The organism is Corynebacterium canis (assembly GCF_030408595.1).
GTDB lineage: Bacteria > Actinomycetota > Actinomycetes > Mycobacteriales > Mycobacteriaceae > Corynebacterium > Corynebacterium canis.
Genome location: NZ_CP047080.1, coordinates 2,909,941 through 2,934,397, shown reverse-complemented (window position 1 = coordinate 2,934,397; position 24,457 = coordinate 2,909,941). Strand labels below are relative to the sequence as shown.

The 24,457-nt window shown below is 61.2% G+C and carries 24 protein-coding genes; 12 read left to right on the top strand and 12 right to left on the bottom strand.

The features are described from left to right. Window positions 1–27: 27 nt before the first annotated feature. Window positions 28–630 carry a superoxide dismutase gene (locus CCANI_RS13000; protein ID WP_146325400.1) on the bottom strand — a complete coding sequence of 201 codons (603 nt, stop codon included), beginning with the start codon at window positions 628–630 and terminating at the stop codon, window positions 28–30. 152 nt (window positions 631–782) lie between these two features. Here CCANI_RS13000 and msrA point away from each other — a divergent pair, with 152 nt between their 5' ends. Next, window positions 783–1,433, top strand: coding sequence for a peptide-methionine (S)-S-oxide reductase MsrA (msrA, locus tag CCANI_RS12995; protein WP_146325399.1), 651 nt, complete (start codon window positions 783–785; stop codon window positions 1,431–1,433). A gap of 14 nt (window positions 1,434–1,447) precedes the next feature. Here the strand turns inward: msrA and CCANI_RS12990 are convergent, their stop codons facing one another. Beyond that, entirely contained in the window at window positions 1,448–1,981 is a 534-nt protein-coding gene (locus CCANI_RS12990; RefSeq protein WP_146325398.1) for an NADPH-dependent FMN reductase, read from the bottom strand. A 57-nt stretch (window positions 1,982–2,038) separates the two neighbouring features. Continuing rightward, entirely contained in the window at window positions 2,039–3,436 is a 1,398-nt protein-coding gene (locus tag CCANI_RS12985) for a Cof-type HAD-IIB family hydrolase (protein ID WP_146325397.1), read from the bottom strand. A 66-nt stretch (window positions 3,437–3,502) separates the two neighbouring features. Here CCANI_RS12985 and CCANI_RS12980 point away from each other — a divergent pair, with 66 nt between their 5' ends. Further along, the gene (locus CCANI_RS12980; protein ID WP_146325396.1) at window positions 3,503–4,912 is read left to right on the top strand and encodes a DUF5129 domain-containing protein; all 1,410 of its coding nucleotides are present in this window, start codon (window positions 3,503–3,505) and stop codon (window positions 4,910–4,912) included. Here the strand turns inward: CCANI_RS12980 and CCANI_RS12975 are convergent. Then, window positions 4,869–5,459 carry a phosphatase PAP2 family protein gene (locus CCANI_RS12975; protein WP_186750367.1) on the bottom strand — a complete coding sequence of 197 codons (591 nt, stop codon included), beginning with the start codon at window positions 5,457–5,459 and terminating at the stop codon, window positions 4,869–4,871. The genes CCANI_RS12980 and CCANI_RS12975 overlap by 44 nt on opposite strands. Before the next feature lie 115 nt (window positions 5,460–5,574). On the opposite strand from CCANI_RS12975, the gene CCANI_RS12970 reads away from it, so the two are divergent. The 3 genes from CCANI_RS12970 to CCANI_RS12960 are packed head-to-tail and all read left to right on the top strand — an operon-like array spanning window position 5,575 to window position 9,230. Continuing rightward, window positions 5,575–6,528 carry an L-lactate dehydrogenase gene (locus CCANI_RS12970; RefSeq protein ID WP_146325394.1) on the top strand — a complete coding sequence of 318 codons (954 nt, stop codon included), beginning with the start codon at window positions 5,575–5,577 and terminating at the stop codon, window positions 6,526–6,528. 9 nt (window positions 6,529–6,537) lie between these two features. Further along, window positions 6,538–8,307, top strand: coding sequence for a pyruvate kinase (locus CCANI_RS12965; protein ID WP_246118295.1), 1,770 nt, complete (start codon window positions 6,538–6,540; stop codon window positions 8,305–8,307). A 20-nt stretch (window positions 8,308–8,327) separates the two neighbouring features. Further along, complete coding sequence (locus CCANI_RS12960; RefSeq protein ID WP_146325393.1) at window positions 8,328–9,230, top strand: DUF5926 family protein; 903 nt, start codon at window positions 8,328–8,330, stop codon at window positions 9,228–9,230. On the opposite strand, the gene CCANI_RS12955 is transcribed toward CCANI_RS12960, so the two are convergent. Together CCANI_RS12955 and CCANI_RS12950 are read right to left on the bottom strand one after the other, a co-directional pair. Beyond that, entirely contained in the window at window positions 9,231–10,205 is a 975-nt protein-coding gene (locus CCANI_RS12955) for an acyl-CoA thioester hydrolase/BAAT C-terminal domain-containing protein (protein ID WP_146325392.1), read from the bottom strand. Window positions 10,206–10,256: 51 nt separating this feature from the next. After that, entirely contained in the window at window positions 10,257–11,210 is a 954-nt protein-coding gene (locus CCANI_RS12950; protein ID WP_186750365.1) for an acyl-CoA thioester hydrolase/BAAT C-terminal domain-containing protein, read from the bottom strand. Window positions 11,211–11,768: 558 nt separating this feature from the next. Between CCANI_RS12950 and CCANI_RS12945 the strand changes: the two genes are divergently transcribed. After that, window positions 11,769–13,331, top strand: coding sequence for an HNH endonuclease signature motif containing protein (locus CCANI_RS12945; RefSeq protein WP_290211400.1), 1,563 nt, complete (start codon window positions 11,769–11,771; stop codon window positions 13,329–13,331). 2 nt (window positions 13,332–13,333) lie between these two features. Here the strand turns inward: CCANI_RS12945 and CCANI_RS12940 are convergent, their stop codons facing one another. From CCANI_RS12940 to CCANI_RS12930, 3 genes are read right to left on the bottom strand one after another with little or no spacing between them, the layout of a single operon-like run. Next, window positions 13,334–14,473, bottom strand: coding sequence for an LCP family protein (locus CCANI_RS12940; protein ID WP_146325699.1), 1,140 nt, complete (start codon window positions 14,471–14,473; stop codon window positions 13,334–13,336). 5 nt (window positions 14,474–14,478) lie between these two features. Continuing rightward, a complete protein-coding gene (locus tag CCANI_RS12935; protein WP_146325700.1) occupies window positions 14,479–15,153 on the bottom strand; it encodes a CPBP family intramembrane glutamic endopeptidase in 675 nt (224 codons plus the stop codon). Continuing rightward, entirely contained in the window at window positions 15,150–16,358 is a 1,209-nt protein-coding gene (locus CCANI_RS12930) for an amidase family protein (protein WP_246118315.1), read from the bottom strand. The genes CCANI_RS12935 and CCANI_RS12930 overlap by 4 nt, the downstream gene beginning before the upstream one ends. A gap of 59 nt (window positions 16,359–16,417) precedes the next feature. On the opposite strand from CCANI_RS12930, the gene pheA reads away from it, so the two are divergent. Both pheA and CCANI_RS12920 read left to right on the top strand, forming a co-directional pair. Next, a complete protein-coding gene (gene pheA / locus CCANI_RS12925; RefSeq protein ID WP_146325702.1) occupies window positions 16,418–17,329 on the top strand; it encodes a prephenate dehydratase in 912 nt (303 codons plus the stop codon). Then, a complete protein-coding gene (locus CCANI_RS12920) occupies window positions 17,323–17,928 on the top strand; it encodes a histidine phosphatase family protein (protein ID WP_146325703.1) in 606 nt (201 codons plus the stop codon). Before pheA ends, CCANI_RS12920 begins: the two co-directional genes overlap by 7 nt. Here CCANI_RS12920 and CCANI_RS12915 read toward each other — a convergent pair. Genes CCANI_RS12915 through CCANI_RS12905 form a run of 3 tightly spaced genes read right to left on the bottom strand, consistent with a single transcriptional unit; the run spans window position 17,925 to window position 20,020 of the window. After that, the gene (locus tag CCANI_RS12915) at window positions 17,925–18,272 is read right to left on the bottom strand and encodes a metallopeptidase family protein (protein WP_146325704.1); all 348 of its coding nucleotides are present in this window, start codon (window positions 18,270–18,272) and stop codon (window positions 17,925–17,927) included. The genes CCANI_RS12920 and CCANI_RS12915 overlap by 4 nt on opposite strands. Beyond that, on the bottom strand, window positions 18,269–19,234 hold the full coding sequence (locus tag CCANI_RS12910) for a septum formation family protein (RefSeq protein ID WP_146325705.1): 966 nt from the start codon (window positions 19,232–19,234) through the stop codon (window positions 18,269–18,271). Before CCANI_RS12910 ends, CCANI_RS12915 begins: the two co-directional genes overlap by 4 nt. 9 nt (window positions 19,235–19,243) lie before the next feature. Continuing rightward, entirely contained in the window at window positions 19,244–20,020 is a 777-nt protein-coding gene (locus CCANI_RS12905; protein WP_146325706.1) for a GntR family transcriptional regulator, read from the bottom strand. A gap of 172 nt (window positions 20,021–20,192) precedes the next feature. Between CCANI_RS12905 and serS the strand changes: the two genes are divergently transcribed. The 4 genes from serS to CCANI_RS12885 all read left to right on the top strand — a co-directional run bounded on the left by serS (window position 20,193) and on the right by CCANI_RS12885 (window position 24,442). After that, window positions 20,193–21,452 (top strand): serine--tRNA ligase, encoded by a 1,260-nt coding sequence (gene serS, locus CCANI_RS12900; protein WP_146325707.1) that lies wholly within the window; start codon window positions 20,193–20,195, stop codon window positions 21,450–21,452. Between the two features lie 9 nt (window positions 21,453–21,461). After that, the gene (locus tag CCANI_RS12895) at window positions 21,462–22,025 is read left to right on the top strand and encodes a lysophospholipid acyltransferase family protein (RefSeq protein ID WP_146325708.1); all 564 of its coding nucleotides are present in this window, start codon (window positions 21,462–21,464) and stop codon (window positions 22,023–22,025) included. Beyond that, window positions 22,022–22,849, top strand: a complete 828-nt coding sequence (locus CCANI_RS12890; RefSeq protein WP_246118316.1) for an HAD family hydrolase — start codon at window positions 22,022–22,024, stop codon at window positions 22,847–22,849. The genes CCANI_RS12895 and CCANI_RS12890 overlap by 4 nt, the downstream gene beginning before the upstream one ends. A gap of 351 nt (window positions 22,850–23,200) precedes the next feature. After that, window positions 23,201–24,442, top strand: a complete 1,242-nt coding sequence (locus CCANI_RS12885; protein ID WP_146325709.1) for an HNH endonuclease signature motif containing protein — start codon at window positions 23,201–23,203, stop codon at window positions 24,440–24,442. Window positions 24,443–24,457 lie beyond the last annotated feature (15 nt).

Below are 24,457 nucleotides of genomic sequence, written 5' to 3'. Positions count from 1 at the left end.
AGCGCAACCCGCGTCAAACATAATTGGTTACTTCGCAGCAGCTGCGTAGCGTGCGGCAACCTCATCCCAGTTGAATACGTTCCAAACGGCATTCACATAGTCAGCCTTGACGTTCTTGTACTGGAGGTAGAAGGCGTGCTCCCACATATCCAGCAGCAACAACGGGACAAGGCCGATGGACAGGTTGCCCTGCTGATCGGTCATTTGCTCGATAACCAGGCGGTCACCGATCTTATCGTAGCCAAGCACCGCCCAGCCGGAGCCCTGCAGGCCCAGAGCCGCAGCGTTAAAGTGCGCCTGGAAGGCCTCGAAGGAACCGAAATCGCGGTTGATGGCTTCCGCCAGCTCACCGGTGGGCTCGCCGCCACCGTTCGTGGAGAGGTTCTTCCAGAACAGCGAGTGGTTGGTGTGACCACCGAGGTTAAAGGCGAGGTCCTTGGAAAGCGCGGTCACGGCCACGCCGATGTAGCCGTTCTTGCGGGCATCCTCCAGCTTTTCTAATGCTGCGTTTGCACCATTGACGTAATTCTGGTGGTGCTTGGTGTGGTGCAGCTCCATGATTTCGCCGGAGATGTGGGGTTCGAGCGCATCGTACGCATAATCGAGCGCGGGGAGTTCATACGCGGCCATGTGGGTCCTTTCTAAGTCTGGTTGCACCCATGATAAAGGAAATGTGATCTAGCGCAAGGTGACAGGGTTGCATTGCGCATCACGAGTGATAGAAATATTCGCCGAGCCGGCGGCGTTACCACCAGTGACGGTTATACAGAAAGGGCACAGATATGGGATGGCTATTTCAAAAACCAGCGCGGCTCGTTTCGGAGCAGGAGGCGTTGCGCGGCGGGGACGCGCCCGTGCTGAACGATCCGCAACCGCACGCCGTATTGGGCACCCCGATCACTGGCCCGTGGCGCGCCGACCAACGCAGCGTGCTCATTGGCATCGGCTGTTTCTGGGGCGCGGAAAAGCTGTTTTGGCAATTGGAAGGCGTGGAATCCACCTCCGTGGGCTACGCCGGCGGCTACACGAAAAACCCCACCTACCGGGAGGTTTGCACGGGGCGCACTGGGCATGCGGAGGTGGTTGAGGTGGTGTATGACCCGCACCGCATCACCCTCGACGAGATTGTCACCGTGGCGCTTGAGGCCCACGATCCTACGCAGGGTTACCGCCAGGGAAACGACGTGGGCACGCAATACCGGTCCGCGTTTTATACCCTCGCCCCCGATGCGCTTATCGACGCCGCGCTGATCCAGCGCCGCCTCGACGATTACGCGCCGCGGTTAGCGGCCCATGGGTTCGGGCCGATCACCACCGAGGTAAAACCTTTGGCCGGGGAATATTATCGGGCCGAGGATTACCACCAGCAATATCTGCATAAAAATCCCACAGGCTATTGCCCGCACCATTCGACGGGCGTCGCCTGTGGGTAGCTTGAGGATGCGTGTTAGGCGGCGGCCACGAGGGCGTCGATAAGCGCCTCAAGGTCGGCGTCATTGGCGGCGGAAGGCTTGAACACGTTGTCCACTACGGCTTCGCCGATATTGATTTCCACATGCTTGGACACATTGCGGGCCTTGAGCGTGGACATGACGGTCTCCCAATGCTTGATGGCGCCCTGGCCGCCGGTGAACGCGTAGCCCACATAGGCCACCGGCTTGCCCTGCCACTCGGGGGCGAGGTGGTCGATGGCGTTTTTGAAGGTGCCGGGGATGGAACCGTTGTACTCCGGGGTGACAAAGATAAAGCCATCGCAGGAATCAATGGTCGAGCTGAACGCGGCCACCTGGGGATCTGCGTAGCGCTTTTCGCTCATCAGCGGGGGCACGGCGGCTTCCATCGGCGGCAGGTGGAGGCTGCGGATATCAATGACATCGAACTCCGCCTCCGTGTTCTTTGCGGCGTGTTCCGCCACCCAGGTGCCGATGCTTTCGCCGAGGCGCCCTTCGCGGACGCTGCCGATAATGATTCCAAGTTTCATTCGTATCTCCTGAAAGTTGTTGACCACCAATCAAACTACCCTATTTCCGTGGCTTGTCTAGAGCAGGCCGCGTAATGCCGTGATCACGCCGTGCTTCGCATTTGATGGGGCGCGCCACTTCGCCGCCGAAGCCAATACCGGGTGCGCATTGTCCATGGCGAAGGAAAGCTCGGCCTCCCAGATCATCTCGAGGTCATTCAAACAGTCACCAAAAGCGGCCGTGCGATCCTTGGAAACGCCCATCACTTCCTGCAATTTCTCCAGCGCAGAACCCTTATTTACGCGGGCGTCCATAATGTCGATCCAGTGCTCGCTGGAAATGGTGCCCACGTGATCCGGGCCCAAGTCCGGCAGCGGGTAGGACTCCGAACCGTCGAAGGCAAAGAGGGCGATTTTCACGCAGGGCGCATCGATATCGTCGAAACTGCCCACCAGGGTGCGTGACGCATAATATTTTTCCACCTCGGCTAAAAATTCTGGTGAGCCGTCCTCAATATAGGCGGTGCCGGGGGTGCACAACACTAAGCCGGCGCGCTCGGGGTTGGCGCGCGCGGCGTCGATAATCATGCGCACAAAGGCAGGGTCCAATGTTGTGGAATGAATCACCTCGCCGTTATGCACGAGCACATTGCCGTTCTCCGCGATCAACGTATCCGCATAGGGAAACATCAGGGAAAGCGTATGGTGCTGGCGGCCGCTGGCGGGCACAAAGGTCACATCAAGTTCGTTCATGCGTTCTACAACGCTGATGAAGTCCGCCGGAATCTTGCCCCGCGGATCCAATAGCGTGCCATCCATATCGCACACCACGAGCTCGGGGGCGCGCGGCGGGTAATGGTCCAGCGTTTGGCCGCGACGCCGATCCAAATGGCGGGCGGTAAGGCCACAGGCCACAGCCCCCTGCACATCATTGGCGTAATTATCGCCAACCATGATCGTGCCGGAAGCCTCCACCCCCAGCCGCTCCAACGCCGCCTGATAGCAACGCGGATCCGGCTTGGAAAACCCCAGGTCACTGCTGGCCAAAAGCTCCACGCCGGGCAGGTTCAAGCCGGCGCGTTGCAATTTCTGCTGCTGGATCTCCTTTGTGCCATTTGTGAGAATTCCCACCTTTGCGCCGGTAACCAGAGCTTGCTCGAGGGCCGAAAGCGCGTCCGCATAGGGTTGAATGTGGTCGAAATACACGCTGATGAATTCCTGGAACATGGAATCGGCGGTTTCATCCGAAACGCGGGGTTGCTGCAGGTACTCCCGCACCCGCACGCGGCGCTGTTCCTGGATGGAAAGCTCCCCCTGCTCATAGGCAGTGAACCAGCGGTTTTCCAATTCAAACCACCGCTCGACGTCCGGTTCCGCCCCGGCGAGAATGGACCAGTGCGCAACGGCGTCGCTGGTCGCCTGGTAATGGTCGATCAGGGTGCCATCAAGGTCAAAGAGAATTGCTTGGTATGCCACAGGAACAGATTCTACGTTTCTTGGGGATAGCCGGTTTTGGCAGGTGATTTTCGCTACGCTGGGGCCATGGATGCCAAGGTTTTTCGAATCATCGCAGCGCTAGGAACCGCCCTGATGCTGTGCGTGCCAACCGCCCTGCTGCTCCCAATCGCGCAGGCAACCGTGGCCACCAAGGCGGCAGTGTCCGTGCTGGATCCGCAGGACATGCTGACGGACCAAGACGAGGCGCTGCTGGCCACGGAAACCGAAAAGCTTGGGTTGCCGGAATCGGTGCAAACCGTGACCTATGTGGTGTTTCGAACCAACGACGAGAACCTCAACGATACGGTGGAGCGGGAAATCCGCGCCAGCAAACCCGAGCTTATCGCCGATAATAATGATGCCTGGTCACCCGGTGCGTTGATCATCGCGTATGGGGCAGAACCGCGCCAAAACGGTGCCTATTGCGGCGACGATTTGTGTACGCAATTCAGGTTGTTTGAGGGCCGCCACCTGGACCGAACCTTGGAAGCGATGCGGCCCGCGCTCAAGAAGGGCAATATTACCGTCGGCCTGCTGGAAGGCGCGCGCTACGCGGCGGATGCCGATGCGATCGCCGCGGATCAGGTCCAGGATGAAAAAGACGCCGAAAATGGCAAGTGGTTGCTCTACGGTTTCCTTGGTTTCGTGGGTATTGGAACCGTGGCCGCCGGGGCGGCAACGATGCGCAGCGTGAAACGCACCCGCCAGCGGCGCACGCAGCAGGCGGTTGATGATCAGAAGTTCGTATTGCAGCACTACGGCGAGATCGCTCACCGATTGGATCAGATTGATATCCGCGCCAATAGCCTCACCTCCGACCTGGCTAATGATGAGCTGCGCGAGCAGTGGCAGGAGGTGCGCGACCGGTTTGTGAAGTTGCATGAAACGGTGGACCAATTCACCGTGCCCACCTACCGTAATGCCGCCAGTTACGCGGAGGCCCGCACCACGGTGGAGCACCTGCGGCAAGCCGAAAAGAACATCGATTCCCTGTGGGACATGGAGCACGGGGACGAGCAGCGCCGCCGCCGCGAATTGGTGCGCCTCTACGACGATATTGTCCGCGCCCAGGCGAAGGTCCACTCCATGCACGTGCGCAACCGGTTGCACGAGGTGGAGGAGCGGATTACCGCCCTGAAGGACAACACCGCCGCCCCGGATTTTATGGACCAATACGTGGGCATTATCCACGATTACGGCCTCGCCCTAGAGCTGGTGCGCGAACAAGAGCTACGCAAGGTGAAGACCACCTACCATGCGCCGAAGCTGTATGAGCCGGACTATCGCATCGGCACCGGCTATGGCTCGTATATCCCGTTTGCGGTGGTGTATACGCAATACAATTCGGCGGTTTCGGCGGCTGCCGCGCAACGGGCGTCGAGTAGTTCCTCGTATTCCGCCAATACCTCGTTTAGCTCGGGCTTTTCCGGCGGCGGAGGTTCGGGAAGCTTCTAAGCGCCACGAGCAGCGCCAGCCCCAGCGCCCAGCCGGCAAAGACGTCGCTGGCCCAGTGGTGCCCAAGGTAGATTCTCGACGCCCCGATCATCAGCGCAAACACGAACGCCACCCAATGCGCCCATCGGCGTCCCACCAAGATCGCGAGTGCACCGGCGATCACCACCGCGTTGGCGCTATGGGAGCTGGGGAAGCTCCAGGTGGGTTCGTATGGTGGGACTGCGAATTCAAAGGGGGGCCGCGGGCGCTGCACCAGGTTTTTGATCGTATGGGAAATGGCGGGCGTGCATATCGCGGCGATTCCGATCAGACATATCGCTTGGATATTGCGTGCACGGTAGCTCAGCAGCGCCGCCAGGATTAACCCGCACGACGCTAGTACAGGCATTCGACCGAGTTCGGTGACCCAGCGTACGGTTTGGGTGCCTGTTCGGTGGTGGGTCGCGGCGTCGAAAAGCAAATGGTCGAGGGGGCTTAATGCACACGCCAGGCTGGCGCAGGCTAAGCCGCCGATGCAGGTAGCGAGGGTGCGGCGGGCAGCGGGCATATAGAAAATTGTATCGCTTGAGAAATCGGGCACATTTAACGGTGGAAACCTTGTAACCGGAAATATTCGGGCATAGTCTTGGGGAAAACAGTACATCGGCTGAAAGAAGGCGGACATGAAAGTCAGCGTCGGTAATAAGGTTGTACTCATTGGTGCGGGGGACGTGGGCGTCGCCTACGCATATGCGCTGGTCAACCAAGGAACATGCGATCACCTCGCGATCATCGACATCGATGAAAAGAAACTCGAAGGCAACGTCATGGACCTCAACCATGGCGTGGTGTGGGCCAGCTCCCGCACCAAGGTGACCAAGGGCAGCTACGAGGATTGCGCGGACGCCGCCATGGTGGTCATCTGCGCCGGTGCCGCGCAAAAGCCCGGCGAAACCCGCCTGCAATTGGTGGACAAGAATATGAAGATCATGAAGTCCATCGTGGATTCCGTGATGGCCAATGGCTTCGACGGTATCTTCCTGGTGGCGTCCAACCCGGTGGATATCCTCAGCTACGCCGTGTGGAAGTACTCCGGGCTGCCCGCGCACCGCGTGCTGGGCTCCGGCACGGTGCTGGACTCCGCGCGCTTCCGCTACATGCTCGGCGAGATGTACGAGGTTGCGCCGACCTCGGTGCACGCGTACATCATCGGCGAGCACGGCGACACGGAGCTGCCGGTGCTGTCTTCCGCAACCATCGCCGGTGTGTCCATGCGCAAGCAGCTGGAAAAGGACCCCGGCCTTGAATCCCGGCTTGAGAAGGTGTTCGAAGAGACGCGTGACGCCGCGTACACCATTATCGACGCCAAAGGCTCCACCTCCTACGGCATCGGCATGGGGTTGGCCCGCATCACCCGCGCGATCCTGCAAAACCAGGATGTTGCGCTGCCCGTTTGCTGCCTGCTGCGCGGCGAATACGGCGAGGAAAACATCTACATCGGAACCCCGGCTATTATTCACCGTAAGGGCGTGCGCCGGGCGGTAGAGCTAGAGCTGACCGAGCACGAGATGGAACGCTTCAAGCACTCCGTAGCCACATTGCGCGCCATTCAGGAGAAGTTCTTCCCCGCCGAATAGGAGGCCTTTGTGGCGCCAGATCTGCCGACGCTCATCGCGGATGTTGATAGGTTGCTTGCCGAGCTTGATACCGAATCCGCCCGATATTCCCGGCAGATCAACGCGGTGGCGCCCACCCACTTCGCGGGCGCCCACAACCTAGTGCACTATGCGCACTTACGTTCCCGCGATCAGCGGCGGCTGCAGGCGGGGTTATCGGCGCTCGGTGCCACCCGCCTGTCCACGGCAGAACCCGCCGTAAAGGCCCGCCTGAAGGCCGCGCGCAACGTACTCGGGGCGTTGTATGGGGACGCGATCATTTACACCAAGCAGGAGCTCGCCGAGGCGTTCGCGGATGCCGATGAGATCCTCGAAGACCACACCCTAGCGTTGTTTGGCGCCGGCGATGAGAACGCCCGTTCCCGCATTATGGTGACCCTGCCTACCGAGGCCGCCTACGACCGCGACTTGGTGCGCGGATTCGCGGAGGCCGGCATGGACCTCGCCCGCATCAATTGCGCCCACGGCGACCCCGAGGTGTGGCGCGCGATGATCGAAAATGTGCGCGCGGTGAACCCGGATATCCGGATCAGCATGGACCTGGCCGGGCCGAAGATCCGCACCGCCGGCATTGCGCCCGGCCCGCGTGTGGGGCGTGCCCGCGTGCTTCGCGACCCAGCCGGGCAGGTCATTCACCCCGCTCACCTGTGGCTTTCCGCCGATGATGCCCCCGCCCCGGAGGTCCCCGGTAGGCCCGCACTTGCCGCGCGTATCGACGCCGCGTGGCTCGCCGCCCGCGCCACCGGCGACGTGCTGACCCTCACCGACAATCGCGGATTAGAACGCACATTCACGGTGGTTTCCTGCGAAGGTGGGGTGCTTGCCCAAAGCCAACGCAACGCCTGGATCGCCGATGGCACCTTGGTGAGTTGCAATGGTTCCGCCGCGATTTTGAGCGGTATCCCGCCGACATTGCAGCGCCTGCGGCTCGCCCCCGGCGATCGCCTGATTCTGACCACCTCCCAGGAGGATTGCGTGCCCGTACCAGGGGAAACGCCGGTGATTGGGTGCACGCTTCCGGAGGCGGTGCGGGCCCTGCATGTCGGCGAACGGGTCGTGTTTGATGATGGCGCCCTGTTCGCCGTAGTGTGCGAATCCGACGGCGAAACGCGGACGCTGGAGATCGTCCGCGGCACCGCAAACCTCGCGGCCTTTAAGGGCATAAATCTGCCGGATACCCGCCTGCCATTGCCCAGCCTCACCGCGGAAGACGAGGAGCACCTGCGCTTTGTCGCGGAACACGCCGATATCGTTGCGGTGAGCTTTATCCGCACCCCAGAAGACGTCGCCTATGTGCTCGAACGTATCCCCGCCGATCTCGGCTTGATCTTAAAGATTGAGACGATACCCGCGCACCGCCACCTGCCGGCGATCCTGCTGGAGGGCATGCGCCACCCGCTGCTGGGCATTATGATCGCCCGCGGCGACCTCGCGGTGGAGCTCGGGTTTGAGCGCATGGCCGAGGTGCCCGGCCAGATCATGGCGATGGCCGAGGCCGCCCACGTTCCCGTGGTGTTGGCGACCCAAGTGCTGGAAAACATGGCCAAGTCCGGGTTGCCCTCGCGGGCTGAAATCACCGATGCCGGGTTCGCGCTGCGCGCCGAATGCGTGATGCTGAACAAGGGGCCGCACATTACCTCCGCCATTGAAGTGTTGGTGAAATTGAGCCACAGCCTGGGGCGGAGCCAACGCAAGAACAGGATGCTATTGCGGCACATCCATAGCTGGGACGAAAACTAGCGTGCGGTATCTTCGAGGGCATGGCTAAAAAGAAGAAGAACGAACAACTGCCCGAAGGTATGAGCCGCCGCCAGGCGAAACTCGCCGCGCGCGCCGCCGAACGTGCCGCCTTGGCCAGCGACCCCCGCCCATATAAGTCGCTGCCCGCCGAGGCGCAGCTGGTGGCCCTGCAGGAGTTCGTCCCCTCGGCGGTAGCCACCGCCACCATCAACGGCATCGAAATCAATATCGTAACGGTGCTGCCGGGTGCCGTGGCCGCCCTCGTCCGCGAGGCAGAGCTCGGGGGTCAGCGCTTTGTGGCCCTGCAGGTGCGCAACCATTCCAATAATCCAGCGCGTGATCTCGCCTATGTGTTGAACTGGGCGCTAAACGCCGCCCCGGGCAGTACCTTGGATTCTGCCGTTGCCGATGGCAACCAGCCGGAGATCGCCTCCCTGCTAGGCGACGTCACCCTGGAGATCACCGAATACCAGGACTTCTTCTGGTGGCTTCCGGAAGACACCGAGCTCACCCCCGAAATGGCGCAATCCTTGCGCACCGCGAACAACTCGGTGATGCCGTCCTTCCCCATCCCCAACGATGATGCCGGCAGCGCCTGGTGGATCGACGCCGGTGAAAAGGCCCATATCCGTTGGGTGCGTACCGACGATGAGGAACCATTGCTGCGTGCCCTCGCGCGCGTCGGTGCGGCTGGGAACCTGCACTTGGGTGAAGAAACTAAGTTCGCAGGGGTATTCCGCACCCACGGGCTAATCGTCCCTGTGTTCGACCTGGATCCGACGGTGCCACACCAGGAATTCATCCCTGCCATGCAGACGCTCAATGGGTATATCAACGAGCAGCTGGGCAACGACGAGCAGCTCACCCCCGCGGAGCGCAGGCAATTGGAGAACATCAAGTCCCGTCAGGTGACCATCCGCTAATCACGGCAACCAGGCATCGAGTTTCTTCATGTAATCCTCGTCCATGGCCTTATTAGCCTCCTCGGTGCCACCAAGCCGCAGCGTCCCCACCGTTTCCGGTGCCCCGGGGGCGTGGCCGGCATCGGGATAGATGTGCGTTTCCGCCCGATCCCCAATGCGCTGTTTGATCTTGCGCGATGCCTCGGCAGCATTCCACATTTTGTCCTGCTCGCCGGCGACAAGGAAATACTTCGTTTCCGTATTTTCAAACTTGATGCGGGCCCGCTCCAACTCCTCGGCGGAAGACCGTGCAAGCACGGAATCGTAGGTATCCCGGAAGGTCACCGGCAGCGCCAAGAGCATTCGGAACATTTGGTTCATGAGGATTGGGCCTTCGGTCTTCCGGAAATCCAGGTAGGGGAGGTCCTCGCCCTTCCACGTAAACGATGGCGACGATTTGGAATAATCGCCACCCAAGCCCTGCCAGTGGTGCTCCGTCGGCGCGATGGCGGCCACGTATTCGATTTCGGGGTAATACGTGGACAGCATAAGCGCAAGCTCCGCGCCTTTGGAACCCCCAATAACGCTGATGGGCTTGGAAAGGTGGGGGAGCACGTCGTCGAAAAGCTCGAGCGGTACCCGCACCAAGTTCTCGCGCTGCCCCTCCTGCCCAAAGAAATACAGCGCGTACACCTCGCGGCCGGTCTTGGCGATCTCCGCGGCATCGTAAGGATTAGCGCTGCCCTCAGAGCCGCCGAATATCACCACGGTGCCGGGGTGCTTGCGTTCCTTGGGCATTAGGTGAAAGCCCTTGGCGTATCCATCGGAGAAATCGGTAATGGTTACGCCCTCAACGTCCGGCGGACGAACCGCGAGGGACATATCCTCCATTCCGGATTGATTCCATGCCCGAATTCCAAATATTAACGCCGCCAGCAGCGCCAAAAGTATGATAAACGCTAACAGGATTCGTAGAAGAATACGAATGGCTTTCATAGCGAAATTTTATCACGCAAACAAGTGGCGTTCAATGATTTTTCGCGCGGCCTAGGGCAGCCACTCCAGCAGTTTCTCCATGACATCGTTGCTCATCTCACGGTTGGCTTCCTCGGAGCCGCCGAGGTTTAAACCCTGGAATGTGGCCGAGGGAGTAAGCACATTTCCCGCATCCGGATAGAGGTGCACTTCCGCGCGATCCCCCGCGAAGCGTTCAATTTCCTTTGCCGCGGATTCGGAATCCCAAAACTTATCCTGTCCGCCCGCCGCGATAAACAGGCGCGCCTGGGAGTTTTCCACCTTAATGCGCGCCTCCTCCCGCGAACCCTCGGGGGCGCGCTCCAAGGCGGAAGCGTAGGCGTCGCGATACGTCACCGGACGCGCCAACACCAGATTCAGGGTTTGGGAACCCTCATCCATTTTCAGGTAGGGCAATTCCCGGCCGTTCAGCGTAAAACTGGGCGCCCCCGGGAAGGTGGTGCCGATGCCCTGCCAATGATGCGCCGAGGGGTTAATGGCCACGGCGTTATCCACCTCCGAAAAATACGTGGACATGAGCAGCGCCAGTTCCGCCCCAGTGGAAATCCCCATCACGGTAATGGGCTGTGAAAGCTCGTCCGCGATGTCCTCGAACAGCTCCAACGGGACGTTTTCCAGGAATTCGTGCTGGTCCGGCTGCCCAAAGTAGTGCAGGGCAAACACCTCAAAGCCCTCCTTGGCCAGGGCGGAAGCCATGGCTGGGGCTACGCTGCCCTCTGGCCCGCCAAAAAGCACTATGCTGCCGTCGCGAGTCTGGTTCTTTGGCTGCAAGTGGTAGCCGCGGGCGTAGCCCTGAGAAAACTCCTTGATGGAAACCCCCGCCACGGCCGGTGGTTCCTGCGGTAGGTCGGTGTCCTCCCACGAGAACTTGTTCCAGGTGCGGATACCAACCAGCACGGCCGCCACGAGGGCGAGCGCGACCAGCAAAATGAGAGCAATGTGCAGGGCCTTTTTGGCAATTGTCATGCCATCATCAATACCACCGGGGTAGCACAACTGCCACGGGGAGGATAAGGGGGTTCGCGTCATGTCGGTGCTGGGGACGGGGCGGCGGTGGCGGGTAATTGGATAAGCAAAGTCTTTATGGGCCGCAGCTGTTGTAGTAGTAGAGTTGGGCTGGAAAATGTACTGGCTTTTGCGCTGGTGGGGGTGGTTTCATTCACCCCTGCCTGTGTATTCCGGTTTGTGGGCAAGCTCATAGTGTTTTCTTCTGCGGGCTTCAGCGTGTTGTTTGATGGTTTTTGGTGCCTAGTGTGCTGTTCGTGAGCCTGGGGGCGTGTGGCGGGTGCTTGTGGGTGTGGTGGGTGTGCTACACCATGGCCGTGGTGTGGGCAAGTGTTGTGTTGCCCACCACGGGTTCGGGTGTTGTTTTACCTGGTCAAAAGGGGTGTGGTGGGGGTGGTTTTCCGGTTGTGTCCAAGGTGTTGTGCGTGGTTGCGGTGCTGGTAGCGGGTGTGCTCGATGGGTAGAATGAGGGCTATACAGTACATGTTCGGGAAGGGTTTCGGGAGGTGACACGGGGCAATGACGACGCAACAGGTGGATCCGGTGGATCCGGTGGCGGGGTTTGTGGTGGATGATCCGCAGAATTTCATTGGTGCCGCCGAGTTGGAGGCCAATCGGGTGTTTTTACATAATTGGTTGTTGGCGACCTTTGGGTTGGATGTGCACCGGTTGAATATCCGCGCGTTGGTGAAGGAATTCGCGGTGCACAGTGGCACGTATTCTGAAGCGCGGATGTATAACATTGTGGGTGGGTGTTTCCTGCTGCATGAGCGCCTTCCCGGGTTGAAGGCGCACGCGCTGGAGCATAATTATTTGAATTATGAGCGGTTGCGGACGATTTGGTTTGCCCTGGTGACGGTGTCTTTGGATGCCCCGGGCTATGTGTGGCGTGATATCGATACCGTGTTGGTGGGGTTGTTTACCCCAACCAGGGCGAATCAGCCGCTGCCGAGTACGCGGCGGATCCGGCAGGTGCTGCGCGATACCTTAATCCGGTTACGAATTGTGGAGGAAACCCCGCCGGAGGAGGAGTTAACCGAGGAGGCGATGGCCGCCCGGATTACGGCGATGTGTGGGGTGGAATTGTGGGAAAGCCCGCATGCTGGGGTCAGTGTGCTCAATGTGACCCTACCTAGTGATGAAGCCCATGAGATTAAACAACGCCTGGCCGCGGGGGCGAAAAAGTTGAACCTGCGGGAAGATGAGATCATTACCAATCGTATTTGCGGCAGTGGGGAGCAGCGGGATGCTGGGTGTACTGTCCACCTGTTTGGCCTTGGTACCCTTACCGAGGCCACGAAGGTGGTCCCGGAGCGGGTGCATGGGGTGGGGTTACTCACCGGGGAGCAACGCAGGCGCATTAGCGGCCGGGATCTTGCCTATACCAATATTGGCGATGTGGCGGAGGTGTTGCGGGCTGCGCATGATCCCACCGAGGAGCAACGCTTGTTGATCATGGGCCGGGATGGGACCTGCCGGTTCCCGGACTGCACCATGGACGCGACTTTTTGTGAGATTGATCATGTGATCAACCATGAGGTCGGTGGGTGGACCACCGCGTCGAATCTGCAGTGTTTGTGTCGGCATCACCATAATTTCAAAACCGACCGGCACGCCACCGCTTCCACCGATACCTACGGTAATGTCACGTGGCGGTTTGCCACCGGTGCGACGATTACTACGATTCCGCAGGGGGTGCTTGCCGGCCATGTGGTGGGCTGCCCCGCAGGCATTACCACCCGCCATGGCCAGCCCACGAAAACCGAGGAGGACTACCAGCAGCCGCCGATCCGGGAGGATTTCGGCCGGTGGGGCACCACCTTAATCAATTACCGCAACCGGCAACGCGCCCGCTACCTCGCCCGCCACAGGCTGGTTGCCAATACTCCCACCGAGCTGCCGCCTTTGCCCGAAGCGCCACACCCCGAACCCCCACCAGATGATCAATGGCCCCAAGAACCACCCACAGACTATGTGCCGCCTGTACCGCGGTGGGCGAAACCACCCTGCCAACTGGCGAAACTACAAAAACGAGCGCGCCAAGCCAAACACCACCGCCGAACACAGCCGCGGCGTCGATAAGCCTAACGCAGCTTGCTGAAAAGCTCCTCCGCTGCGATTTCGTCCCACAGGACTACATTGCCTACGTCGTAATCAGCGAAGCCGCCGATGGGCACCGTTTCCGTGACCATATTGCCGCGTATCCGAAAGGCCAACCAGGCCAGATGCCATGCGTGGTCGCCCTCGCCAACCGTAAAGGCCTTGGCCACCTGGGTAACCAGGGGGATCGTGCTCAGCGGCTTGAACTTCGTCGCCTCCGCGACTAAAGCGCTAAAGAACATCCGTTGCCGCGCCACGCGGTCCAAGTCACCCTGGGCAGTGGCGCGGGTGCGCACGAAACCAAGGGCGGTCGGCCCGTCCATCACCTGGCACCCGGGCTGCAGGTTAATGCCGGCCAATGGGTCGTCGATGGGCTCCTCAACGCAGATTTCAATGCCGCCCACCGCGTCCACGATGCCGGCGAACCCGCCGAAACCGATCTCCGCATAATGATTGATCCGCAGCCCGGTGGCCTGCTCCACGGTCTCGGTCAGCAGCTTAGGCCCACCGATGGAAAACGCGGCGTTGATCTTATCGAAGCCATACCCGGGGATCTCCACATACGAGTCGCGCGGGATAGACAATAAGGTGGGATCTCCGGTCAGCGGGATATGCAGCAGCATGATCGTGTCAGTACGCCCAGCGCCGATATCGCCGCCGGTGGCTAGGCGCTGCACCTCCGCTTCGTCCATACCCTGCCGGGAGTCGGAGCCCACGAGCAGCCAGTTCGTGCCGCTGGTATTGGCTATCTGCACGTCCGGCGTCGCGGGCACGCGCTGCAGGGAGGCGTCCACCCACAGCACGCCGACCACCAGCAGCGTCACCACGCTCAGCAACGTGAGCCCAATCACGCGTTTGATGCTCCCAGGTTTGCGCGGTTTTTTGGGCCGCGGCGCGGGGCGAGGAGGCTGGGGGCGAGGGGGTTGCGGCACCGGCACCTGGCCGATATTGCCGGGGCGTTGCGGCACGCGATGCTGCGGGAGCCGATGTTGTTGCAGTGGTTGTTGTCCAGCCGAATGACGCGCCGCGGGCCGTTGGGGCTGTGCGGCATTGGGGCGTCGAACAGGCCGACCGAACCTGTCCACGATGGGGCGGCCGGAGCTGTCGCGGGCGATGTCATCCATGTGGATTACCTTAGTGCAGTCAACAGGGGGTAGCCGAGGAACGCTACCAGATCGATAAGGAAATGCCCGATCACAAGTGGCCACACCCGCCCGGTGCGTTGATACACCCACGCGAATACCACGCCCATGACGATATTGCCCACGCCCGCGCTCACCCCCTGATACAAGTGGTAGCTGCCCCGCAAGCTTGCCGACGCCGCGACGCCCACCCACGCCCGGCAACCCAATTGTTTCAGCCGCGTAAGCAGCCAAAACACCACCACGGTCTCCTCCGCAAACGCATTGGCAAAGCTCCACACGATGCTTAACCAATTGGAATTCGGCACCACCTCTTTGGTCAACCCGAAGTGCAGCGCCGTGAGGTAGAACACCAGCCCCGGCAGCCCGATCACCGCCGCCAATAGCGCGCCCTGCGGAACATCGAGTTTGCGCAATTTCGGCAGCCGGATGCCGTCCTTATCCAGCAGCAGCAATACCAGCAGCCCCCAACCGATCAGGATTGCCGCCGAACTGAGTTGCAGCAAGGGATCCAACCAGGTGGTGGTTTGTGCGGGGTGGAGCTGCACGGACTGTTCGTTGAGCGGGGCGGGTTGGAGCAGGGCGTCGATAAGCCGCAGTAGGGAGCGGAAACCCTGCATGCCAAACGTAATCAGCAGTACAACGCCGAGTTCTTTTTTCATGGGTGCAGCTCCCTCGCGGCGGCAAGCAGGGCGGCGGGGGAAGCGGTAAGCGCGCCGAGGTGCACGCTGCGGCCGGCATAGGGCACGGAAATCGCCGCGCCACCCGTCATATTGAACAGCGACGCCCACGGGGTCCAACGCGTTTGCGCCGCGAAGTCCTCCGCCGGTGGCTGCCGCGAAAACGTGCCGATCACCGGAGGGTCGAAGGCCAGCGTGGGCGTGAGCAGGGCGTCTATACCCCAGCGTCGCGCGATAAGCGGCACCTGGTGGAATCGCCGCAATGCCTCCCGCTTATCGACGTCCCGCCTGCGCATCCACGCAATAATCGGCGACGCCGGCCCCGGGATACGGCGCGCAAGCAGGCAAATCACCTGCTGGAAAGCCGTAAAGGGTTCCGGGCCGTAGGGCGCCACGGCGATAATCTCGTGCCCGTTGGCGGCCAGCGTGTCCGCCGCCGCCTGCGCCGCCTGGGCCCAGGCCTTGGCTACTTGCCCGTCGCCGTGCAGCGGCTGCGTCAGAATGCCTATTCGAAGGCGTTGGGGGGCGGGCGTGAGCTGGTGCACAAAGGCGGCGTCCGCGACCGTGCGGGTGATAAACCCCTGCACGGTGAGCTTCCCGCCCTCGCTGCTATGCGGGGGCTTAAACCCAACCAGGTTGGTGGCGGCCGCGGGGATGCGGATGGAGCCGCCGCCATCGGATGCGTGCGCCACCGGAACGAACCCCGCGGCCACCGCGGCGGCCGCCCCGCCCGAGGAACCGCCGGGCGTGTGCCCGGGTTGTGTGGGATTATCCACGGCCGGAAAGCCGATCGGTTCCGTATACGCGGTCATTCCCATTTCCGAGGTTTGCGATTTGCCCGTAACAATAACCCCGCGCTGGATCAGCGCGCTGACATACGGGTCCGTGGCCTCCGGCACCTCGCGGCGCTTGATGGAACCATAGGAGCACGGCAGGTCCGCCACGGGGGAAAGGTCTTTGATCGGCATGGGCAACCCGAAAAGGTGCTGGTCGCGGGAGGGTTTTGTGGCCTGCAGGGCGCGGGCCGCGTCGAAGGCGTAATCCAGGTCCAGGGTGGCAAAGCACGGGTTGGTGGGGCGGAGGCGGGAATCGATATCCTCGATAAGTTCCGTTGGTTGCACCTCGCCGGCGCGCAATGCGGCGACCAAGTCAGACAGCGGCAAATCGAGCGGGGCATCGTGGGGCACGGAACTACACACTACTATCCGGATTCCTGCATATGCTTTCGAGCGATAAAGTGATTCCCATGACCACCGTCGCATATCTTGGACCCGCCGGAACATTCACTGAAGAAGCGCTGTGGCGTTTCGCGGACTCGGGTTGCTTCCCCGACGAGGTGACACCGCTGCCGGTGAATAGCTCCGCGGAAGCGTTGGACGCGGTGCGCGCGGGGGACGCGGACTACGCCTGCGTGGCAATAGAAAACTCTGTCGATGGCGCGGTGACGTTGACCTTCGACTCCCTGGCCGAGGACGGCGTGCAGATCTACCGCGAAACCGATATTGAGGTGGCGTTTTCCATTATGGTGCGCCCCGGCACGCAGGAGGTGCGCACGTTTTCCACGCATCCCGTGGCGCGCCAGCAGGTCCGCGGCTGGGTTGCCGAGCACCTACCCGACGTCGAATTCATCGCCGCATCCTCCAATGCCGCCGCCGCCCAAGCCGTTGCCGAGGGGCGTATCGACGCCGCGGCAGCCCCCCGCCGCGCCGCCGAGCTCTTCGGCCTGCACACCCTCGCCGATGGGGTCGCGGATGTATCGGGCGCTCGCACCCGGTTCGTGCTGGTAGGTAGGCCCGGCAGGCCAACCCCCCGCACGGGTTCCGATCGCACGGCCGTAGTGTTCACCCTGCCGAACCGTCCCGGTTCCTTGGTGGCGGCGCTTACGGAGTTCGCTTTGCGCGGGTTGGATATGACCCGCATTGAGTCCCGGCCCACTCGAACAGGTTTGGGAACCTACCGCTTCCACGTGGACCTGATCGGCCACATCGATGATGATCCCGTGGCCGAGGCGTTGCGGGCCCTGTACCTCCATTGCGAGCAGCTGTCATACCTGGGATCTTGGCCTACATTAGAGGTAGTTTCACATACGGACACACATCGCTTGGCGGAAGCTGCTGCCTGGGTCGATGCGGCACGGAAAGGTCACCATTCATGCTGATTTTGGTACGTCACGGTCAAACGCATTCGAATGCGGCAAAGATCATAGACACCCGCCCGCCCGGCGCAGAACTCACCGAGGTGGGGCGGACGCAGGCAACCAATCTCGGTGCGGAACTCGCCGAATACGACCTCAATTCCATCAACTGTTCGATCGCCCTGCGGGCCCAGCAAACCGCCCTGCTGCTCTCCTCCGCCTATGCGGAAACCACCGGCAAAAACATCCCGGTGGATATCCAGCTGGGGGTGCACGAAATCTTCGCGGGCCAACTCGATGGTCTTGGCGACCCTGAAACCGCCGCCACCTACACCCGGGCCTTCCGCGGCTGGTTGGAGGGCGACCCCGCCTCGCGGCTGCCCGGCGGGGAAAACTACCTGGAGGTCCTGCAGCGTTCCCGCCCCGTGCTGGAGGAACTGGCCTCCCGCGATGGCGTAAACGTGCTGGTCAGCCACGGTGCTGCCATCCGTACCGTGGCGCGCTGGGCCAGCGGTGTCACCGCGGACTACGCCTTTGACACCTACCTGGCCAATGGGCGCACCGTGATCCTTGATCCCTCGGGGCGCCCCTTTGGCGAATGGGGCGTGGTCAGCTGGGGTTAGCCCCAGCCCAGGGCGTGAAGGTCATCGTCATCCAGGCCGAAGTGGTGGCCCACCTCGTGGATGACGGTGATCTTGACCTGCTCGATAAGCTCCTCCTCGGTGCTGCACATGTCCTCGAGGGCGTTTTTATATATCGTGATGGCGTCCGGAAGGTGGCCGGAATTGCTAAACGTCCGCTCCGGCAACGCCACACCCTCGTAAAAACCCAGGATATAGGGCGATTCGGGGTGATAGGTCCCGATCAGGATCACCGTATTATTCATGTGGCGCACGAACTTCTCGGGGATTTGATCGAGGCCCAAATCCACGAGTTCTTCGAAGCGTTCGTCACTGACCTGGATCATTGCTGGGGGCGTTCGCTACGGAGCGGGTTGCGGGTCGGCTGCGGCGGGGGCGGGGCGTCGTTAATCAAAAACTCTCCCTTGGCGCTGCCCTTCAGCGTGGCGAAACCGCCCTCGGGGTTGGCCTTAATCAAGGAACAATTCACGGTATGCGTGCCGCCGGCCCAGGAATTTACCGGGATGGTGGTCCAGAAACTCTGCAAGGTGGAGTTATACAAGGCATCATCGCCGCCGATATAGTCCAAGCTCACCTGCGTGCAATGGTCTTTCAGGAACGCATCCTGCTCCTCGATACTCGGGGCATGGTCGGGGAAATGCACCGCAAGGTCCACCACACCGGTCACTTCGTAGGTGTGCGGCTGGTCGCAGGCGACGACGTGGGTGGCCTGCGCGGCGTCGACACGCACGCACTCCCCGGTCTGCGCAATGCGGGCCTGGTCCTGCTCGGTGGCGCGGCCGGTGGTGAGCTGCAAATTGCCATTATCGTCGGTGACCTGCAAACCACACAGCATGGTGCGGTCCCCATTCTTCCACGCGTCCGGGGGCGGCAGGATCGGGGCGATGGAATACCTACCGTTCGGGTCATACTTGCCCTGCAAATAATCGACGGTGGGCTGGCGGCACAACTCCTCGCGCAGCTGGGCCTGCCGGGTCACGTCCGGCAACGGCGCGTTCGGACCGAACTCGCTCGACGGATAGGTGGCCAGATTCTCCCGGTAGGAAACCTCAAACCGGTGCTTCTGCGCGCAGTCCGTCTGCTCAAAGTTTTTCAGGGCGCCGTTTTGAATCTCCCAGGTAAGGCACGCGCCCACATCAGCCGTGGTAAACGGGGCCACCCCATCGGGGGTCTCAAACTGAGGCTCGTTCGTGGGCGTGGCAAATCGCGTAATGGCGAACCCGGCAACCGCCACAACAGCGGCTGCCAGCGTTAAGCGCACGGTCGTTGCAGTACGTATGGTATTCATCGTGTTCCATCATGCACCACTAATAGCTGAGTCGGTAGCCGGATGGCCTGAATCCCTTGTGCGCGATACATGAGTTTTCAGGGCGTACCTATCAGTCCGGTACAAGGAAGTGCACCATTCGATCGGCTTGGTGCCGGAAAAGGACTGCCGCACGATGCGCAACAACGCTGTCCCCGGCTCGACGTCGAGAAGCTTCCCCGTCTCCTCGTCGGCATTGATGGCGGTGGCGGTTTGCTCGGCGTCGGTGACGGGCATGCCGTACTCGTTATCCAGGATCGCGTACACGGAATTATAAACGTCATTTTCCAGCAGACCGGGGGCGAACGTGCTGTTATACCAGCCATCGTCAATGGCGTACGGGCGGTCATCGCCGAGGCGCAGGCGACGCAGATGCGTGTGCGCGGCATCCGAATCGAAGAAGCTCTGCACATCCTTCGGCGCGTGCCCGCGGGCGGCAAGCAGAATCTTGCTGGAAGCCTTCAGGTGCTGGGCCGACATCTCCGAAGAAAACGAGGCCAGGTTCAGGCGCGAAACCAGCGGGCTCGGGGCCACAAACGTGCCCTTGCCGCGGGCGCGTTTCAACGTCCCCGCCGCGACCAGGTCCCCGATCGCCCGGCGCACCGTTATACGGCTGACGCCGTAGGTTTCCTCTAACACGCGTTCCCCGGGGAGCATGTCCCCGGGGGAAAGCTGGGTTGCGCAAATCTCTTCAAGGATTTCGCGCAATTGCGCATGCTTGGGTTTCGAACCGTCAGTTAATTGCCTCGCCACCAGATTTTCGGCCATACAACCAGATTACCCGTGTGGTGATAACCAGGTGCGCCATTGTGGTACATTCCCCACAGAGAAGGGGGATAGCCGATGCGCTGAGGGTTTCATGCGCGGGCTATAACCTTATTACGGGCCACTGGTATTGGTAATTTCCAAGTGAAATCACATGGCTTGGTAGGGTTAGAGTGTGATTGATCTCAAATTCCTTCGTGACCACCCAGAAACCGTTCGCGCCTCGCAGGTCACCCGAGGCGAAGACCCCGCCTTAGTAGATCAACTCATCGCAGCCGATGAGCGACGCCGCGAGGCGATCGCGGCGGCGGATTCCCTGCGGGCGGAACAGAAGGCATTTGGCAAAAAGATCGGTCAAGCGTCGCCGGAGGAACGCCCCGCCCTGCTCGCCGGGTCGAACGAGCTGAAGGCCAAGGTCAAGGAGGCGGAGGCTGCGCAAAAGGCCGCCGCGGAAGAGGTTGACCGCCTGCAGATGCTGCTGAGCAATGTGGTGGAAGGCGCCCCCGCCGGCGGCGAAGACGACTTTGTAGTGCTCGAACACGTAGGCGAACCCCGGAGCTTTGATTTCGAGCCCAAAGACCACCTAGCGCTCGGCGAAAGCCTGGGCCTTATAGATATGGAACGCGGCGCTAAGGTCAGCGGCGCGCGCTTCTACTTCCTAACCGGCTACGGGGCGTTGCTGCAGCTGGCCATGCTGAACCTAGCCGCGCAAAAGGCTGTGGCCAATGGGTTCCAGTTGATGGTGCCGCCGGTGCTGGTCCGCCCCGAGGTGATGTCCGGCACGGGCTTCCTCGGCGCGCACTCGGACGAGATCTATTACCTCCCACAGGATGACCTATACCTGGTGGGCACCTCCGAGGTGGCGCTCGCGGGCTACCACCAGGGCGAGATCATTGACCTTTCCGCGGGGCCGAAGCGCTACGCCGGTTGGTCCTCCTGTTTCCGCCGCGAGGCCGGCTCCCACGGCAAGGACACCCGCGGCATTTTGCGTGTGCACCAGTTTGACAAGGTGGAAATGTTTACGTGGTGCAAGCCCGAGGAGGCCGCGGCGGAGCATCAGCGCCTGCTCAATATGGAGCGCGATATGCTCGCCGCTGTGGAGGTTCCCTACCGGATTATCGACGTCGCGGGCGGCGACCTCGGCGCGTCCGCTGCACGTAAGTTCGACACTGAGGCTTGGGTGCCCACCCAGGGAACCTACCGCGAGCTAACGTCTACTTCGAATTGCACCACGTTCCAGGCGCGGCGTCTTCAAGTACGGTATCGCGACGACGCTGGCCGCACGCAAACCTGTGCCACCCTTAACGGCACGCTGGCCACCACGCGCTGGTTGGTCGCCATCCTGGAAAACAATCAGCAGGCCGATGGTTCCGTGCTGGTGCCCAAGGCGCTGCAACCGTTCCTCGGGCGCGAGGTTTTGGAGCCCGTGAAGTAACGTAAATGCGTGCATCCTTGGCTAATTCTCGCTCGGCTCCGTGGCATTCGCGTCACTGTCACGGGGGCTGAACACATTCCAACCTACGGCGGTGCAGTGTTGGCGGCGAACCATTCGGGTTATCTGGACTTCGCTTTCGTCCCAGCTCGGGGCGTCCGGTTTCTAGCAAAGGAAGAGCTGTTTCGCATCCCTGTGCTAGCGCAGGTTTTGCGCTGGTTGCATTACATCCCCGTGGACCGCTCCGCCGGGCACCCCGCCTACCTGCGGGCGGTATCGGAGGCGCAGGCGGGGCACCTGATCGGCGTGTTCCCGGAGGGGACCATTTCTTCGGATTGCCAGCTGCTGAACTTTAAGTCCGGCGCCGTGCGCATCGCGGCGGAGGCGGGGGTGCCACTGATCCCCGTGGCGATCTGGGGTTCGCACCGTATCTGGACCAAGGGCTCCAGGCGGCAGCGCTGCGGCGTGGTGCGCATTCATGTGGGGGAGCCGCTTGACCCGGAGTGTGGCACCGAGGGGCTGCGCAGTACTATCGCCGCTATGCTCGCTGAATTGTCGTCGAAGGAAAACGCGTGAATATTTCAACCAATGAGCCCCCGCTGCTGGTGGCCAGCGATATTGATGGCACGCTGATCGATGACACCGAGCGCATACCCAAATCCGTGCGGGAGGCCATTATTCGCATGACCCGCGCGGGCACCGTGATGGCGCTTGCTACGGGCCGTCCCGCGCGCTGGCTGCGGCCGGTGCTTGATCAGCTCACCGTGCGTCCGGTGTGCGTGTGCACCAATGGCGCCGTGATTTATGATTCCGCCCGTGACCAGATCCTCCAGCAGCACGCCCTGCGCCCCGACGTCATGCGGCGGATTATCGACGCCGCGCGCTTAGTCACCGAGGTTGGCGTCGCCGTCGAACGCTGCGGCGAATCCGCCTTTGCCCCGGAGGAAGAGCTCTTCGTGGTGGCCCCCTCCTATGTCCACGTGTGGGACGCCGACGAATACGGCCACGCCGATGAGGCCGAGGTGATCAGCAAACCGGCCGTGAAACTCCTGCTGCGAAACGATTCCCTGAGCGCGCCCGAATTGTATGCGCTGATCAAACCCCTGGTTCCGGCCAGTATGGCCCATATCACCTATTCCATGAACGAGGGCCTGCTGGAGGTTTCCGCACCCGGCATTAATAAGGCCACCGGCGTCGGGGAATTGGCCAATTACATCGGGGTTTCCGCGCGGGAAGTATTGTGCTTTGGCGATATGCCCAATGACCTAGAGATGTTGCAATGGGCGGGGCACGGCGTCGCCATGGCGAATGCTCACCCAAAGTTAAAGGCCGTTGCCGATGAGGTGTGCGGTTCCAATAATGACGGCGGCATTGCGGATGTGCTGAGCCGCTGGTTCTAGGCGGCAGTCATGCGCCCCTGAATAGGGGCGGCGTTGTGTATATGTAAATGTGACGCATTGCACAGTGGCAACTCTTCTGCGCTTCTGCAGCCTTGTTGAGGTGATTTGATGGGAGTGGCTGCGAACGTGCTGCTGTGGGGTTCCTGAGGGCGGTCTGAGCGCCGCTGAGGGGGCTATGCGACGGTTCCCGGTTAGGTTGCGCGCCACATATTCCCATGTTGTTATTGCAGGTGACGACGTCGCGCGGGGGTAACGTTTTGAGTCGGGCAAAACGTATTATGAGCTGGGTGTATGCTGCTCGGGCTGGTAATGTAGGGGGTGGACTTTTCACCACGGGAGGGGCGAGAAACAATGTCAGACGCAAGGCCCGATGTGGGCTTTTTGGTACACAATGACGGAAACACTCTGGGTGGCCAGGAAATCGCGCACAATAGGGATTTCTTGGCGGCGTATTTGGCGGTGACCAAAGATGTGATTTGGGAAGATACAAACTTACGGCGGCTCGTGCGGAAGCTGGCATTGCAATCGGCGCACTATTCGGAAGCGTGCATGACTAATATTGTGTGCGGCTGCTGGCTGCTGCACGCGTGGCTACCGAGATTAAAGGAACTGGGGCTGACATGGGGGCTGCTGGATTATCGGATGCTGCGGACGCTCGCGAATCACCTGGCTGCCATTCCGGACGATGAAGATTGCGCCGAAATCTGGGAGCAGATGGATATCTTCCTAGTGGAGTGTTTATCGCCCACGGTGCCGAATCAAGCCTTGCCTACCGCGCGGTGGTTGGGCAATAAAATCCGCGATGAACTGGTGCGACTCGGGTTGTACGATGATTTCAAGGACCCCAATAGCGGGCGCGTGGACTTCGATTCGCCCGAGGCGCCCTATGGGGTGGAAGTGTTGCACACCAGCGACCCTTCGGTGAGTGTGCTGCAGGTGACCTTGGCTACCGAGGATGCTCATGAGGCTAGGCAGACTATCGCGGCGGACGCGAAATCTGAAAAGGTCCCTCAAGAACGGGTGGTAATGAATCGGTTGTGTGGCACGCTTTCGGCGCGGGAGAAGGCGCGGCAAGTCCGGATCTTCGGGGTCGGGGAGCTCACGCCCGCGGATCACGTCGAGCTGGTGTACGCGGATGGAACCGGGCAGCTCACCATCAACCAGCGGCGAAAGTTGATGCGGGCCAATTCCTTCCGCTACCGCAGCATTGACTCCGTAGCCACCGAATGCTTCGATGAGCATGATCCGACGCTGGACCAAATGCTGCTCGTGATGTTGCGGGACGGAACCTGCAGGTTCCCCGGATGCAATGTGGAGGCCCGCTTCTGCGATACCGACCACATTATTAATTGGGAGATGGGCGGATTGACCACCCTGCCGAACCTGCAATGTCTGTGTCGGCGACACCACAACTTTAAAACCGACAGAAACGTGATGGCGCGCAGCGATGTGTTTGGTGTGGTGACCTGGAAACTAGACAACCTGGAAGTAACCACCGTGCCGAACGGTCCGCTTGCGGGGCAGGTCAAAGGTCTGGAAAGCGGGATTACCGGCCGCCACGACCATCCCACCCGGGACGAGGCCTACTCCTGAGTTCCACAATTTGCC